The 13,250-nt window shown below is 72.6% G+C and carries 13 protein-coding genes and 1 pseudogene; 7 read left to right on the top strand and 7 right to left on the bottom strand.

The features are described 5' to 3' along the window. Positions 1 to 63: 63 nt before the first annotated feature. The 3 genes from ACGFZK_RS20745 to ACGFZK_RS20735 form a co-directional block, all read right to left on the bottom strand. Positions 64 to 2,076: an ATP-binding protein gene (locus tag ACGFZK_RS20745; protein ID WP_393850342.1), complete on the bottom strand. Its 2,013-nt coding sequence runs from the start codon at positions 2,074 to 2,076 to the stop codon at positions 64 to 66. A 114-nt stretch (positions 2,077 to 2,190) separates the two neighbouring features. After that, entirely contained in the window at positions 2,191 to 2,583 is a 393-nt protein-coding gene (locus ACGFZK_RS20740; RefSeq protein ID WP_393850341.1) for a nuclear transport factor 2 family protein, read from the bottom strand. A gap of 52 nt (positions 2,584 to 2,635) precedes the next feature. Beyond that, complete coding sequence (locus ACGFZK_RS20735) at positions 2,636 to 3,856, bottom strand: cytochrome P450, cyclodipeptide synthase-associated (RefSeq protein ID WP_393850340.1); 1,221 nt, start codon at positions 3,854 to 3,856, stop codon at positions 2,636 to 2,638. Between the two features lie 668 nt (positions 3,857 to 4,524). On the opposite strand from ACGFZK_RS20735, the gene ACGFZK_RS20730 reads away from it, so the two are divergent. Continuing rightward, positions 4,525 to 5,127, top strand: coding sequence for a TIGR03086 family metal-binding protein (locus ACGFZK_RS20730; RefSeq protein WP_393850339.1), 603 nt, complete (start codon positions 4,525 to 4,527; stop codon positions 5,125 to 5,127). Between the two features lie 28 nt (positions 5,128 to 5,155). Here the strand turns inward: ACGFZK_RS20730 and ACGFZK_RS20725 are convergent, their stop codons facing one another. Beyond that, positions 5,156 to 5,608 (bottom strand): hypothetical protein, encoded by a 453-nt coding sequence (locus tag ACGFZK_RS20725; RefSeq protein WP_393850338.1) that lies wholly within the window; start codon positions 5,606 to 5,608, stop codon positions 5,156 to 5,158. Positions 5,609 to 6,074: 466 nt separating this feature from the next. On the opposite strand from ACGFZK_RS20725, the gene ACGFZK_RS20720 reads away from it, so the two are divergent. The 3 genes from ACGFZK_RS20720 (at position 6,075) to ACGFZK_RS20710 (ending at position 8,849) form a co-directional block, all read left to right on the top strand. Next, positions 6,075 to 6,530, top strand: coding sequence for a transglycosylase SLT domain-containing protein (locus ACGFZK_RS20720; protein WP_393850337.1), 456 nt, complete (start codon positions 6,075 to 6,077; stop codon positions 6,528 to 6,530). A gap of 233 nt (positions 6,531 to 6,763) precedes the next feature. Continuing rightward, positions 6,764 to 8,203 carry an MFS transporter gene (locus tag ACGFZK_RS20715; RefSeq protein ID WP_393850336.1) on the top strand — a complete coding sequence of 480 codons (1,440 nt, stop codon included), beginning with the start codon at positions 6,764 to 6,766 and terminating at the stop codon, positions 8,201 to 8,203. A gap of 139 nt (positions 8,204 to 8,342) precedes the next feature. Beyond that, complete coding sequence (locus ACGFZK_RS20710) at positions 8,343 to 8,849, top strand: nuclear transport factor 2 family protein (protein WP_393850335.1); 507 nt, start codon at positions 8,343 to 8,345, stop codon at positions 8,847 to 8,849. A gap of 61 nt (positions 8,850 to 8,910) precedes the next feature. On the opposite strand, the gene ACGFZK_RS20705 is transcribed toward ACGFZK_RS20710, so the two are convergent. Further along, on the bottom strand, positions 8,911 to 9,906 hold the full coding sequence (locus ACGFZK_RS20705; RefSeq protein WP_393850334.1) for a Ku protein: 996 nt from the start codon (positions 9,904 to 9,906) through the stop codon (positions 8,911 to 8,913). Positions 9,907 to 10,175: 269 nt separating this feature from the next. Beyond that, positions 10,176 to 10,514: pseudogene (locus ACGFZK_RS20700) on the bottom strand (hypothetical protein); the annotation flags it as partial. Between the two features lie 274 nt (positions 10,515 to 10,788). Between ACGFZK_RS20700 and ACGFZK_RS20695 the strand changes: the two are divergent. The 3 genes from ACGFZK_RS20695 (at position 10,789) to ACGFZK_RS20685 (ending at position 12,670) form a co-directional block, all read left to right on the top strand. Then, positions 10,789 to 11,394: a hypothetical protein gene (locus tag ACGFZK_RS20695; protein WP_393850333.1), complete on the top strand. Its 606-nt coding sequence runs from the start codon at positions 10,789 to 10,791 to the stop codon at positions 11,392 to 11,394. Positions 11,395 to 11,491: 97 nt separating this feature from the next. After that, entirely contained in the window at positions 11,492 to 12,184 is a 693-nt protein-coding gene (locus ACGFZK_RS20690) for a hypothetical protein (RefSeq protein ID WP_393850332.1), read from the top strand. 162 nt (positions 12,185 to 12,346) lie between these two features. Continuing rightward, positions 12,347 to 12,670 carry a hypothetical protein gene (locus ACGFZK_RS20685; protein ID WP_393850331.1) on the top strand — a complete coding sequence of 108 codons (324 nt, stop codon included), beginning with the start codon at positions 12,347 to 12,349 and terminating at the stop codon, positions 12,668 to 12,670. A 111-nt stretch (positions 12,671 to 12,781) separates the two neighbouring features. Here ACGFZK_RS20685 and ACGFZK_RS20680 read toward each other — a convergent pair whose 3' ends face one another. Beyond that, complete coding sequence (locus ACGFZK_RS20680) at positions 12,782 to 13,117, bottom strand: GYD domain-containing protein (protein WP_393850512.1); 336 nt, start codon at positions 13,115 to 13,117, stop codon at positions 12,782 to 12,784. Positions 13,118 to 13,250: the final 133 nt, after the last annotated feature.

The raw sequence follows: 13,250 nt of genomic DNA, 5'->3' as shown, positions 1-13,250 counted from the left end.
CGCGCCTGTCCACCCGCCCCGGCCCAGGAGGTGTCCCGCCGACCAGGCCGGGGCGGGCCGCCGCTACCGCGGGTCGTGCAACTCCTGCTGCCACAGCGCCTCGCAGAGCAGGTCCAGCCCCTGACGCAGATGACGGCGGTAGGTGCCGTACGGAAGCCCCAGACGGCGGGCGGCGGCCTCCTGGGTGGGCGCACCGGAGAAATAGCCCGCCGCGAGCGCGTCGCGGGCCCGCACACCGCGCGGGTCACCGGCGAGATCGTCGACGGCCCGGCGCAGCAGGGCACGCAACTCCCCGACCGGATCGGCGAAGTCGGCCGCGAGCCGGGTCCGCATCAGCGCACACGCGGCGAACGCCCCCGCATCGCGCCAGTGCGCCAGCGCCTCCCGCACGGCCTGGTCGAACGCACTGCGCGAGACGGGCGACGGCCCGGCCAGGACGGGCGCCTGCGAGGCCGATATGAAGTTCATCAGCCATGCCTCCACCGGCAGATGACGCCAGTCGACACCGAACAGCCCGTAGGTGTACTCACCGACCCGCGGACGCGCCCCGGTGTCGTCGAGAGTCCCCCTGACGCGCGCACCCCAGGTCTCCGCGTCCCGGAAGACGGCGAAGCCGTACGCGCGGCCGCGGGCCCGGGCCGCCTCCGCCTGGGCCCGGGAACTGCTCAGGTCGATGACGCGCGAGGGAACCTGGTACCGCTCGGGGTAGATCGAGAAGCGGCTGACGCCGATGTGCTCACCGGGACTCACCGCAGCAGTGGCCTCGGTGTACCGCCACGCGGCGGCCACGACCGGATCGGTGGCCACGTCCTGCGGATCGGCAGGCGCCGGCAGCTCCAGCCGGGCCGTGAACGCCACGACCCGGCCCGTGTCCACGAGCCGGTAGACGCTGAAGGCCTGCGGCTGGCGCTGCGCCCAGTAGCGGACCAGTTCCGCGGAGGCGGCACCCTCGGTCTCCTCGGCCATGCGCAGCAGGACATCGATGTCGTCCGGGTGCAGAGGACGGTCGTGCACCTCCTCCTCACGGGACCAGGACCGCAGCCGGGCCAGGGTCTCGCCCTCCCGGAAGAGGTAGAACAGATCGTCGGTGACGGTCCACACCCGCTCCTCGGGTGCCTCGCGCAGGATGCGCAGGTACTCGTCCGCCAGACGCTGGCGTATCGACTCGAAGGCGTTGGGCGCCCGCCAGCGCAGGTCGGCAGCCAGCGTCTCGCGCGCGGCGTCGTGCGGGTACAGCCCCCGGTGCGTGGACTCCATGAACGGCAGGTCCCGCAGCCAGGAGAAGAGCGGATGGACATCCTCCCCGGGCAGCACCGAGGCCAGCAGCTCCTCGGACGTCGAATGGGCCTGGGCCGCCACCTCCAGCGCGCGGCGGTGCACCGCCGTGGGCACCTCCCCGATCAGCCCCGCCAGCAGGGTGCGCAGGACGTCCGCCGTGGGGGCCCAGATCTCCTGGTTTCCGCAGCCCCCGGATCCCGCCGCGGCCGCCAGGGACAGGGCCAGCGGGTTGCCTCCGGCGAAGCGCAGCACCCGGTCCCGGATCTCGGGCCGGAGCTGCGCCGCCATCAGCAGGTTCCGGGCCTGCTCCTCGGAGAACGGCTCCAGTTCGCTCACGTGCAGGAGCCGGGACCAGGCGGGGTCGGCGGTCCACTGCGGCTGCGGAGCACGCCGGCCCGCCAGCACGACGAGGGTGTCGTCCGCGGCCCGGGGCAGGAAGTGGTGCCACAGCCAGCTCTCCAGCCACTGGCAGTGCTCGAAGGAGTCCACGAACAGCACCGTGCCCGCAACGTCCAGGAACGGACCGGCAGCCTGCTCGAAATCGGCCGGGTCCCGGCTGACGAACCGGCCGTCGAGTTCGACGAGCAGCCGGCCGGCCGCACGCGCGCGGTCCGCCAGGCGCCGCAGCAGCGTCGACTTCCCGATGCCGCCCGGCCCGTACACGTAGAACGCGAACGGCGCCTGCGGGTCACCGTCCAGAGCCTCCCCGAAACACCCCAGTTGCTCGTCCCGGCCGATGAAGGCCTGGACGCGCGCCCTGCTCAGTCTTTCCCCCACGGACACCACGGCGGTTCTCATTTCCTTTGTTCCAGCACGGGACAGCCCTCTGCGCGGGCCCCATCGGGCCTCGCGCCGGCAGCCATGGGCACGCGGCACGCATGGCGGTGGCCGGGGCCCGCAGGCCCGTCCGTCTCACGTGATGAGTCCGAGATCGCGGTCGTCGGTGTGGCCGGTGACCAGGAGGGTGGTCTCCTCGACGCACCGGAAGCGGCCGTCGGGGGCGAGGTGGGCGAAGAGGTAGACCTCGGTGCGGGAGGTGTGGCCGTCGTGGTGCCCGAGGGTGACGGTGTGGCGGTCGGCGTAGCGCAGCCCGTCGCGGAGTTCGTCGTGGACCTCGATGTGCCCGCTGCGGATCAGGGAACGCAGGCGGGTCATGTGCTGGGCGAAGGAGGTCCGGTCACTCCACACGCCGTTGGTGCGCTGGCGGTAGTCGGGGCTGAAGTGCCGGTCGATGGCTTCGTCGAGGTCGAGGCCCGGGCTGAACAGCAGATCGTTGATGGCCCGGGTGATGTCGGTCGGTGTCATACGGGTGTTCTCCTGCGGAGAGTGGGGGTGGTGGGGGAACGGCGGCGCTGTCTCAGCGGACGGGGGTGAAGTCCAGCCACAGCGAGGCAGGGCCGCGGGTGTACAGGCCGGTCTCCCGGTAACGGAAGCCGGGGCTGTAACGGACCTGGTCGAGCAGCGGCAGGAGCATCGCGGCGACGGTCTCGATCTCGGCGCGCGCGAAGGCCGCGCCGATGCACTGGTGGAGCCCGGTGCCGAAGGACAGGTGCTGGGCCGCCGCGGTGAAGGAGCGGGCGGTTCCCAGGTCGGGGCGGTGGATGTCGAAGACGTCCGGGTCGGTGAACGCGTCGGGGTCGCGGTTGGCCGCCCCGACCATGCAGAAGACGGTGGCACCCGCCGGAACGGTGCCGCCGGCGAACACGGCGTCCCCCTCCGCCTGGCGGGGAATGAGCTGGACCGGCGGAGTGTGGCGCAACGTTTCCGCGATCGCGGCGCCCAGCAGCTCCGGCTCCCGGCGGACCTGCGCCAACTGCTCCGGGTGGTCGACCAGATGCTTGAAGAGCAGGGCGAGCGTCTTGTCCGCGGGCTCGGTGGAGGCCACCAGCACGTTGATGATCAGCCCGGTGACCTCACGATCGCTCATGACGGTGCCGTCGTACTCGGCGGTGCACAGCTTCGATATCAGGTCCTCGCCGGGCCGGCGCCGCCGCTCCTGGATCACGGGCAGGAGATAGGCCTCCAACTGCTCGGCGCAGTCCAGGCAGTGCCGGCGGCGCTCGGGGGTGAGGGTCAGGCTGGTGATGAACTCGGCGATCCCGCTGTGCCAGTCGCCGACCCGCTCCCAGTCCTGTCTGTCCAGGCCGAGGACGTCGAGCGTCACGTGCACGGCGAAGGGCTTGCCGAAATCGTTCAGCAGGTCCACCCGGCCCACGGGAAGAAACGGGGCCATGAGCTCGGAGGCGTTGGCGCGGATGGCGGGAATCTGGTCCTGGAGCGCCCGGCCGGTGAAGCCCCGTACGACGGTCTTCCGCTTGGCGGTGTGCTCGGCCCCGGTCATCTGGGCGAGGATCGGCCCGCGCATCACCGGCTCGGCGCGCACCTGCAGCATCTCGGTGCTGAAGGCGTCATGGTCGCTCAGCACCCGCTTCACGTCCTCGTGACGGGAGACGAAGTAGCAGTCGATCTCCGGCTCGTGGTGCACCGGCGCCTGCTCCCTCAACTGGGCGAAGTACCGGTAGGGGTCAGCGGCGAAGTCCTCGGACAGGACGCTGAATCGGGGAGTGACCACGGGCATGGTGAAGACCTCTCGAACGGTGCGGTGCAGGGAGGGAACACGAACGCCGAGCGGACGTCCATCGCGCTCTCCCCGGGAGTCGCGGCAGCCAGCGTTCCTGGCCGATCCGGGCTGCAAGACGAGCGAACAAGGGCCCAGGTTCCGCTTGTTGGCATGGATTGCGGCCAGGCGGAGGAGCACGCGAGGCGCCATCCACCCCGCTGAAAGACCAGCCGACAAGCCCCTTTCGCCCCTACGCCCCGTGCCGTTTCCCGTCCGGCGGCCAGGGGTGGCCGGGGCGGGCCGGGGGAGAGCACGATGCGCGGCAGCACACTCCGGATGGTCTCCATGGCCGCCGCCCCCGTGCTGATGGGCGGCGCGGCCCCGGTACGCCATACGCCGCCCGGCCGGGACGCGGGACCTCAGCGCCCGGCAGGCCGATGCCGACTCCACCGCAGGACTCCCGACCGGGGCCGCCGTCACCTGGGCGCTGCCGGCCGCGGACCGCCCGGGCGGCGCGGTGACCGCCGGGGCGGCCGTCCGGCCGGTGACCGCCGTGGCACCGGGCGCGCTGATGCCGCGGCCCCCCGACAGCCGTCCGCCCGCGTGAATCTCTGCGCCGCGTCGCGATGAGTGAGGGCTCCACCGCCGGTCTACCCTGCAGATCCACCGTCTGGGAGGAACGGCAGATGACCGACACGACGACTTTCGACCTCGGACCGCAAGCCCGGATCGTGGCCCGTCTCGCGGCGGGCGTCCCGGACGCCCGGCTCGCCGCCCCGACGCCCTGCCCCGCGTACACGGTCGGCGACCTGCTGGGTCACCTCGCCGGCCTCGCCGTCGCCTTCCGCGACGCCGCCCGCAAGGACCTCGGCCCCACGACCGACACCGACCCCGGCTCGGCCGTGCCCGCCCTGGCCGCCGGCTGGCGCGAGGAACTGCCCAAGGTCCTCGGCGAACTGGCCGAAGCCTGGAAGGACCCGGCCGCCTGGACCGGCATGACCCGCGCGGGCGGCGTGGACCTGCCCGGCGACATCGCGGCCTCGGTGGCCGCCGACGAACTGGTGATCCACGGATGGGACCTGGCCCGGGCCACCGGCCAGGAGTACGCACCCGATCAGGCCGCGCTGCGCACCGCGCACGGGTTCCTGCTGGCGGCCGCCGAGGAGGACGACCGCGGCGGGGGCATCTTCGGACCCGTCGTACCCGTACCGGACGACGCCCCGCTGCTGGACCTGGCCGTCGGGCTGAGCGGGCGTGACCCGGGCTGGACTCCGCCGGCCTCCCCGTGACCCGGCAGCCCCCGGGCCCCGCCCGCCCTCAGGTCTGGCACTGCTTGGTGGCTGCGGGAGACCAGCCGCTCCAGGCGGCGCCGTCGGCCCGGGCGTGCACCCGGATCTCGACCTTCACGGGGCCGCACACCCGCGTCGTGCTCCCCACCTCGAGCGGACCGACGCTCTGGCCGGCCGGGACGTAGGTGCGACCGCTGCCCACCTTCTCCCAGTGACCACCGTCCACCACACGGAAGAACGCCTCGTACGAGACGTTCAGCCCCTTGGACCCCGTGTTACGCGCCTTGATGTGCGCCGTGATGTCCCGCGTGGGGAACCTCCCGGCCGACCCCCGCTGGGCACTGATGCAGCCGTTGACGGCCACCCGGCCGGTCGACGTGCCCCCGCCACAGGCGACCGCCGCGGCGTGAGCGTGGGCCGGGAGGGCCAGCACGGTCAGCGCGGCCGCCCCCAGGATCGTTCCGGTACGCCTCAGGTGCAATGTTCCGTTCCTTCGCTCGAGCCGCTCCGCTGTCTCTGAAGAGACCATGGCGCCCTCGACCCCCGACGAGCAGCGTTTTCCCCGACTTTTCGCCCGTATGGGCGCGGGTGGGCGGGCCCGGGGACAGGGCATCGGGACCCGCCCGTTCCTTTGATCCCGAGGTCATTCCGGCATCCGACCAGGCCTCCCAAAGGGGTACAGACGATGACACTCGGTGAGATTCGGACGCCCCGGGGGTGACCCGCCCCATAGGGCCCACGTCACATACGAACCGGGCTAGTAGCCCCCGAAAGCCCCGCTACCGCCCCCGCACGCCGGCTCCCCGGCCCCCGACTGCGAGGGCCCCTAGTAAGAGGGGCCGTTGCCACGCCGTCGGGCCGTCTGTAGAACTGGATGAGTCGCCAGGCGGCACGGGTACTTCACCCGCCGCCGACGAACCCCTCTCCAGCGCGTGAGTGGCTCACGCATGTCCCCGACATGCCGCGACCGCCCTTGTTCCCTGTGGAAGGTCTTCTCCGTGTCCAACCCCGTCATCCGCCGCATCGCCGCTTCGAAGAAGTCCCTCGCGGGCACCGTCGTCGCCCTCGGTGTCGCCGGTTCCATGCTCGCCACGGTCCCCGCCCAGGCGGCCCCGACGAGCGCCAAGGCGATCGCCCAGCAGATGATCAAGGACCCGGCGCAGTTCGCGGCCTTCAACAACATCGTTTCCCGCGAGAGCGGCTGGAACCACACCGCCACGAACTCCTCCTCGGGCGCCTACGGCCTGGTCCAGGCCCTGCCGGCCTCGAAGATGGCCTCCGCGGGCGCGGACTGGAAGACCAACCCGGCCACCCAGATCAAGTGGGGCCTGGACTACATGAACGACCGCTACGGCAGCCCGGTCGGCGCCTGGAACTTCTGGCAGGCCCACCACTGGTACTAAGCCACCAGCGGACCACACACGCACGAAAACGCTCGGCCGGACTCCCCGGCCGAGCGTTTTCGCATCCCCACCCACCGACCGCGCCCACCGACCCCTCCCGTGGTGCAGGCGCCGCCGGACTGCGTCCCGCAGCCGCCCGCTCCATAATGGGATGAGGGCACGCGGCCATGCGTGCGGGGCTGTTCGGCGGTGTCCCGGCCGTGTCGACTGCGCCGGCTGAGAGGAACGCCCCCATGCGCGCTGAGACTTCGCCCGCCGCGCGGAGAACGGGGGCCTTCGTCGCGGTCGCCGTCGCCCTGTTCTGCATCCAGCTCGACTTCTTCGCCCTCAACCTCGCCCTCCCCGGCATCGCGGCCGAACTCGGCGTCACGGTCTCGGCAGCCCAGTGGACCCTGTCCGCGTACATGCTCGCCATCGGCTGCTTCTTCATCGTCGGCGGCCGGGCCGGGGACGTCTTCGGACGGCGGGGCACCCTGCTGGCCGGCATCGCCCTGTTCACCGCCGGTTCCGTGGGCTGCGCCCTCGCCCCCGCCCTCGGCCCGCTGGTGGCGGCCCGGATCGCGCAGGGAGTCGGCGCGGCCTTCGTCTTCCCCGTGTCCGTGGCCGTGATCACCAACACCTTCCCCGAAGAGACCCGGGCCAAGGCCCTCGGCGCGGTGTTCGGCATCGCCAACATCGGGACCGCACTCGGCCCCTTCGTCGGCGGAGGATTCACCGAGGGACCCGGCTGGCGCTGGATCTTCTGGCTGATGGCCCCGCTGGGCCTGCTCTCCCTGCTCGCCGCGCTCGCGTACGTACCGGACTCACGCGACACCTCGGCGCCCCGCCAGCTCGACCTCCTCGGCTGCGCCCTGATCGTGTGCGCGCTCGCCGCAGTGACCCTGGCCGTGGAACGCGGGGACGCCTGGGGCTGGGAGAGCGCCCGTACCCTCCTGTGCTTCGCCGTGGCCGTCACGGCAGGCGCGCTGTTCCTCGTACGGGAGCGCCGCGCCCGGCACCCGCTGGTCGACCTGCGGCTGTTCCGCAACGTCCCGTACGTCCTGGTGACCGCGATGGGCTCGCTCTCGAACATGGGCTACGGCGTCACCGTCTTCCTCGCCACCCTCTACCTCCAGGGCGTACGCGGCCTCTCGCCGCTCCTGGCGGGCACGGTGTTCCTGGCCCCGGCCCTGCTGGTGGCGGTCAGCGGCCCCCTCGGGGCCCGGCTGGGCCGCCACATGCGGCCGACCGCGGTGATGGCACTCGCCGGTGCCGTCGCCGGCACGGGGATGTACGCGCTGGCCCAGGTCAGCGCATGGTGGCTGTACGTGCCGGTGTTCGCATGGTGCGGCCTCGGCCTGGGACTCGGCTGGACCTACTCCAGCGTGGCCACCCAGCAGGTCGTCGCACCGGCCAGGGCGGGGGAGGCCTCGGGCGTGCTGCTGACGTTCCTGGTCACGCTGGGCGCGATCGCCCTGGCCGGGGCGGCGGCGGCGATCTCCGCGATGACACCGCAACGGCCGCCCGAGGACGCCTACGACGCGATCCTGCGCCTGGGCGGGGTGGTCATCGTCGCAACCGCGGCCGTCGTCATGGCCGTACGCCACAGGCTCGTGACGCTCGGCAGGATCCCGCCCCTGTCCATGCGGGCAGCCGATGACGCCGCACGGCAACCGGGCGCCCGCCGCCCCTGACGTCCCGGGCCCGCCGGTGGGCAGGAGTGGGCACTGCTGAACAGCCACCGCCCCCGCAGGGCCTGGAGAGTGGACACCGCCCTGCACGAGTCTGCGTGCCATGAACAAGGCCGCACTCGCATCCGAAGGAACATCAACCATGACGTCCCGCGCGCTTCGTACCGTCACCGTGCTGACCGCCGCCGCAGCCCTCTGCGCCACCGCCCCCGCCGCCCACGCCGCCCCGGACACCAGCCGGCGCACGCCGGGCATCGCCACCGCCTGGGCCCGTGCCTGGAACGGCACCGACCCCCAGGCGCTCGGCGCCCTGTTCACCGCCGACGGCACCTACACCGACGAAGCCGTGGGCATCACCTTCCGCGGCCGTAAGGAGATCGCAGGGTGGAAGGCCCGCGCCGACACCCTGATCGACAACGTCCACGTCACCGTCCGCACCGCCCGCGTCGACGGCGACCGCCTCACCGTCCGGTCCGTCTACTCCGGCCACCTCAAGGGCGCACCCAAGCCCTTCGCCGTGCCGATGACCACCCACCTCGACCTCGACAGGAACCACTGCCGGATCGCCTCCGACCAGGACCACTACAGCCTGGCCACGGTCCTCGCCCAGTCCGGCCTGCCCGCTGACTGGACCCCGCCCACCCCCTGACCCCGCCCACCCCCTGACCCCGCCCACCCCCTGACGCCGGCCGGCGCCGGCGCCGGGTCTCTCAGCCCGAGGAGTGGGCGAGCGCGTCGAGGAGGTTCTCCCGCGTCATGTGGGACCGGCCCGGGACGTGGGCGGCCGTGGCCTTCTTGTAGAGCTCGGCCTTGGTCAGCGTCGTGAGGTCCTGGGTCCTGGGGGCGGTGCGGGCGCGCTTCTTGGCCGCCGTCCTCTTCTTCGGGGCCGCCCTGCTGGTGGTGGCCTTCTCGCGGGTGTCCTTGGGGCTGCGGGCCCGCTCGACGCTGGCGCGCAGGGTTTCCAGGAGGTCGACGGCGCCGGTGGAAGCCGGTGCCGGTTCGGCCTTCTCCACGGTCTCGTCGGCCTTCTTGGCCCTGATCAGGGCGGAGACCTTCTCCTGGAAGGTGTCGTGGAACTGCTCGGGATCCCACGTCATGCTCAGGGAGACGATGAGCTGCTCGGCCATCCGCAGCTCCTTCGCCGTGGCCTTCGCCCGGCCGCCGGGCAGGTTGTCGATCTCCTTGCGGGGGTCCCTGATCTCGTTGGCCCAGTGCAGGGTGTGGAGCGTGAGGATGCCGTCCTCGGCCTTCACCGCGACGAGGTATTCGTGCTGGCGCATGACGAAGGTGGCGATGCCCGCCTTGCCGGCGCCCGCGAGGGCCTGTTCGAGGAGCGCGTAGACCTTGGTGTACTCGGCGCCGCGCGGCCCGAGGTAGTACGTCTTGTCGAAGTAGATCGGCTCGATCTCGTCCAGGTCGACGAAGCCGTTGATCTCCAGGGACCGGGAGCGGCCCGGGGCGATCTCGTCGAGCTCGGCCGGCTCGACCAGGACGTACTCGCCGCCGGTGTCGTAGCCCTTGACGATGTCGTCCAGGTCGACCTCGTCGCCGGTCCGCTCGTTCACCCGCCGGTTGCGGATCCGGTCGGCGGTCCCGCGCTGCAGCTGGTGGAAGTGAATGGTGTGGCTGTCGGTGGCCGGGAAGAGCCCGACCGGCAGGCTGACCAGCCCGAACGTCAGGTTCCCGGCCCACACGGGTCGCGCCACGGCCACCACCGCCTTCCGCTCGCCTCCCTCTCTCCTTCCAGCTCAGGCCGTACGGGCGGTGATCGCATCCGGAGCGGCGAACGCAGGGCCGGGCGAGGACAGGCGCCACGCCGGCCTCGCCCTCGAGGCTCCGAACCGTTCCCGGGGGGGCCTGTCGATCAGGCCGGGCTCGCGTCACCTGGCACGCACGCTCGCACCAGGCGCCGCCGCTCCCTGATTCGGCCCCATCGACAAGACACCCCCTGGCGGCTGCGCCGCTCCCCGAAGTGCAGTGCGAGTCCGGCGACGGCGCTCGCGGTGACGATGCCGGCCGTCATGAGGCCGTTGCGCGAGCGCCAGGACAACACCGACCAGCGGGACTGCGCGGACAGCAACGAGCCCGTACTGAGCCAGGAGGCGGCGGAGAGCACGGATAGGGAGGACCCGATGGAGGCGGCACACAGAGCACAGCCCACGGACCCGACGGACAGCACCGAGCCCACCGAGCCGATCGACAGCACGGATCCCACCGAGCCGATCGACAGCACCGAGTCCTTCGACCAGAGGGAAAGGTAGGAGGACCCGTCCCCCCGGCACCACGCGTGCGCCAACGCATCAGGTTCGGTCACGGGCTCATCCTGACAGGAAACAGGCCCGCGAAGGCCGGCGCTCGCCGGGTACGTCGCCCTGTCGGCGTCCACGAGCCCGGTGCCGCAGGGCCGGCCCGGATGCGCAGGGACCGCCGGGCCGCGCCGGGAACGGACCGAAGCACCGTGCCGAGGGGGGCCGTTCCGCCCCCGCGAACCCAACCGCAGGTGTTGTTGGGGCCGTCCGGGTGCGGGCGGGCGCGCGGGCCGGGCAGAGTTGCAGAGCAGGATCCGATCGGCCGGGTGGCAGGGGCACGTGGGAGAAGGCGGTGCGCTGATGGACGGGGACTGGCAGACGGTGGAGTTCGGCGACGTGCACGCGGGGGCGGTGGGCGCACTGGTCGGCGGCGCCGAGCCGGGCCCGGTGTACTTCGACTGCGGCAGCGGCCCGGACGTCCCATCGACGACGCACTGGTCGGTCTACGACGGCCGGGCCCGCCGGCCGCGCGCCGACGCTCTGCGGGCGGCCTGCGCGTGCGGATGGCGCGGCGCCGCGGAATACCCCCTGGACTGGGACACCATCGGCGACCAGCCCCTGTACGAGGCCGATGTCGATCTCACCGGACCGCTCGCGGACTGGAACGCACACCTGTCCGTCATCCGCGACAAGGCCGTACCGCTGCCCGGCGAACTGGCCGCCCTCCTGGCCGCCGTGGCCGAGCAGCTCGACGCCGCGGCCGCGGACACACCCTTGGCCGCGCTGCGCGCCGCCGCCGTGCTGGAACGGATCGCCACCCACGTCGGCCGGGAGGCGGCCGGTACGCTCCACGACACCGACATGCCCGCCGAAACGCTGGCCACCGCACTGGGCACCACCCGCTCCCAAGCCCTGATCCTGCTCCTGACCGCCCGGAACAGGTAGCGGCAGCACCGGGGCGAGCCGGTCGGCCCCGTCGGCGGGCCCTCGGCCCGGGGCACCCTTCCGGATACCCGCACGGCGTTCGGCAGAATGCGGTCGCATGAGCCCGCACCCCTGCGACGACCTGACCGCCGCCTTCGCCCGCCTCGGCGGTGCGGCGGACCAGCAGGTCTGGAGCGACCTCTGGAACGACCTGTGCCACCAGGGCTCCGTCTACGAGGACAGCTTCCCCGCCCTCCCGTACCTGGCGGCGATCGCCACCGGCCGCGCGCCCGGCGAACCGCAGGAGGCCGTCCTGATGGCGGGCCTCATCGTCTCGGCGGCGGACCAGGAGCACGGTGCGCGCTACGCCGGGGAGATCTCCGCCCTCCTCCCGGTCGCCCGCCGTCTCCTCGGCGCGGCGACGGACCACCCGCCGACCTTCGTCCACCTCCTCCAGTGCGTCCTGGCCTTCGAGGGCGAGCGGGTATGGAGCGCCGGGCGGCTCGAGGGCCTGTTCGAGCAGGAGTACGAGATCGAGTGCCCGGCCTGCGCCTCGGAACTCTTCATCGCCTTCGGCGACCACGGAACCTTCGTCTCGGCCGGCGACTACGTGAGGGCCGATCCGGTCAAGGCGGCGCTGCTGCCCGCCGATCCGGCCACGCTCGCCCCGCTGCCCGCCCGCCTGCACCGCACGGCGTCGCAGGCGGGCCACGGGCAGATCGCGCTCGGGCTGACGTACCTCTTCGGCCGGGCGGCCTGCCCGGACTGCGGGGGCGACTCCCCCGTCTCGCAACAGGTCGGGGAGCGGTAGCCGGCTGCTTCACCGGGACACCGGAGTCCGGCCGGACCGTGCCCGGGCGGCTGCGCCGTACGGATGGACTCGGGCCGTACGGCGGCGGGTACGGGGCCTTGCCGGGCGAAGCGCCCTACCTTCGCACTGCTCCCCCCACCCCCTCCACGAAAGGCAGTACTCGTGCGATCGATCCGTTGCGCCCTGACCGCTCTCGCCGCCGGTGGCATCCTCCTGGCGGGCGCGTCCGCCGCCTCCGCCGACGACACCTTCACCGTCTACGCACCGGTCAGCAACACGTACTCGATCGTCTTCGGTGACCTGAGCCAGGTGGCCGGCGACGACGTCTTCAACGCAGGTCACGACAACACGGTCGGCTCCCACAACGGCGCCGCGCCGGCCGGTGACATCGGCATGGCGACCCTGCCCGGGACCAAGATCATGAGCAACGACGCCCTGATGCGCAGTGCCGCCGGCCAGTGGACCGGCAACATCCTCGCCAAGTAACTCCCAGCCTCCCGGCGCAGGCTCCGGCCGGGGGCCGCCGCCCCGAGCGGGCAGCGGCCCCCGGCCGTGCGGTACGCGCCGCCGCCCGCCCCTGCCGCCCGGGGGCGCCGTTCACCGCTGCTGCTCGCCGGGAGGCCGGTAGCGGATCTGCTCGGCTCTGCGCAGCGCATCCAGCGTCTCGTCGACGCTGAGGAGCACGGTCGTCTCGAACGAGCTGAGTGCGCCGCCTCCGCTGATCGCCAGCGCGACACCGGCCATGGAGACGTTGTCGGGGGCTTCCCACAGGTTGTAGCCGTCGTGGGTGCCGAAGGCGTACCAGAAGCCGTGGAGCTTCCCGCCGACGGACTCGATGTAGGACCGGGCGGCCTTCGCGCGGTCTTCCGGGTGGCCGATCAGCCGTGCCCAGGTCTCCGGCGTGTAGCTGAACCTCGATAGATAGAGCGGCATCATGTCCCTCTCTCGTTTGTCGAGAGGTGCCCGCGGCGGACCGCACCGGAGCGGCAAAGGCCCTCGGATCCCCCGAACAGCCCGGGATGACGACCGCCACGGCCCACAGCCGGCGGGCCTCCTGGCCGTCCGA

The organism is Streptomyces sp. NPDC048257, from assembly GCF_043201855.1.
Lineage (GTDB): Bacteria > Actinomycetota > Actinomycetes > Streptomycetales > Streptomycetaceae > Streptomyces.
This window is presented reverse-complemented; position numbering and strand designations above follow the sequence as displayed.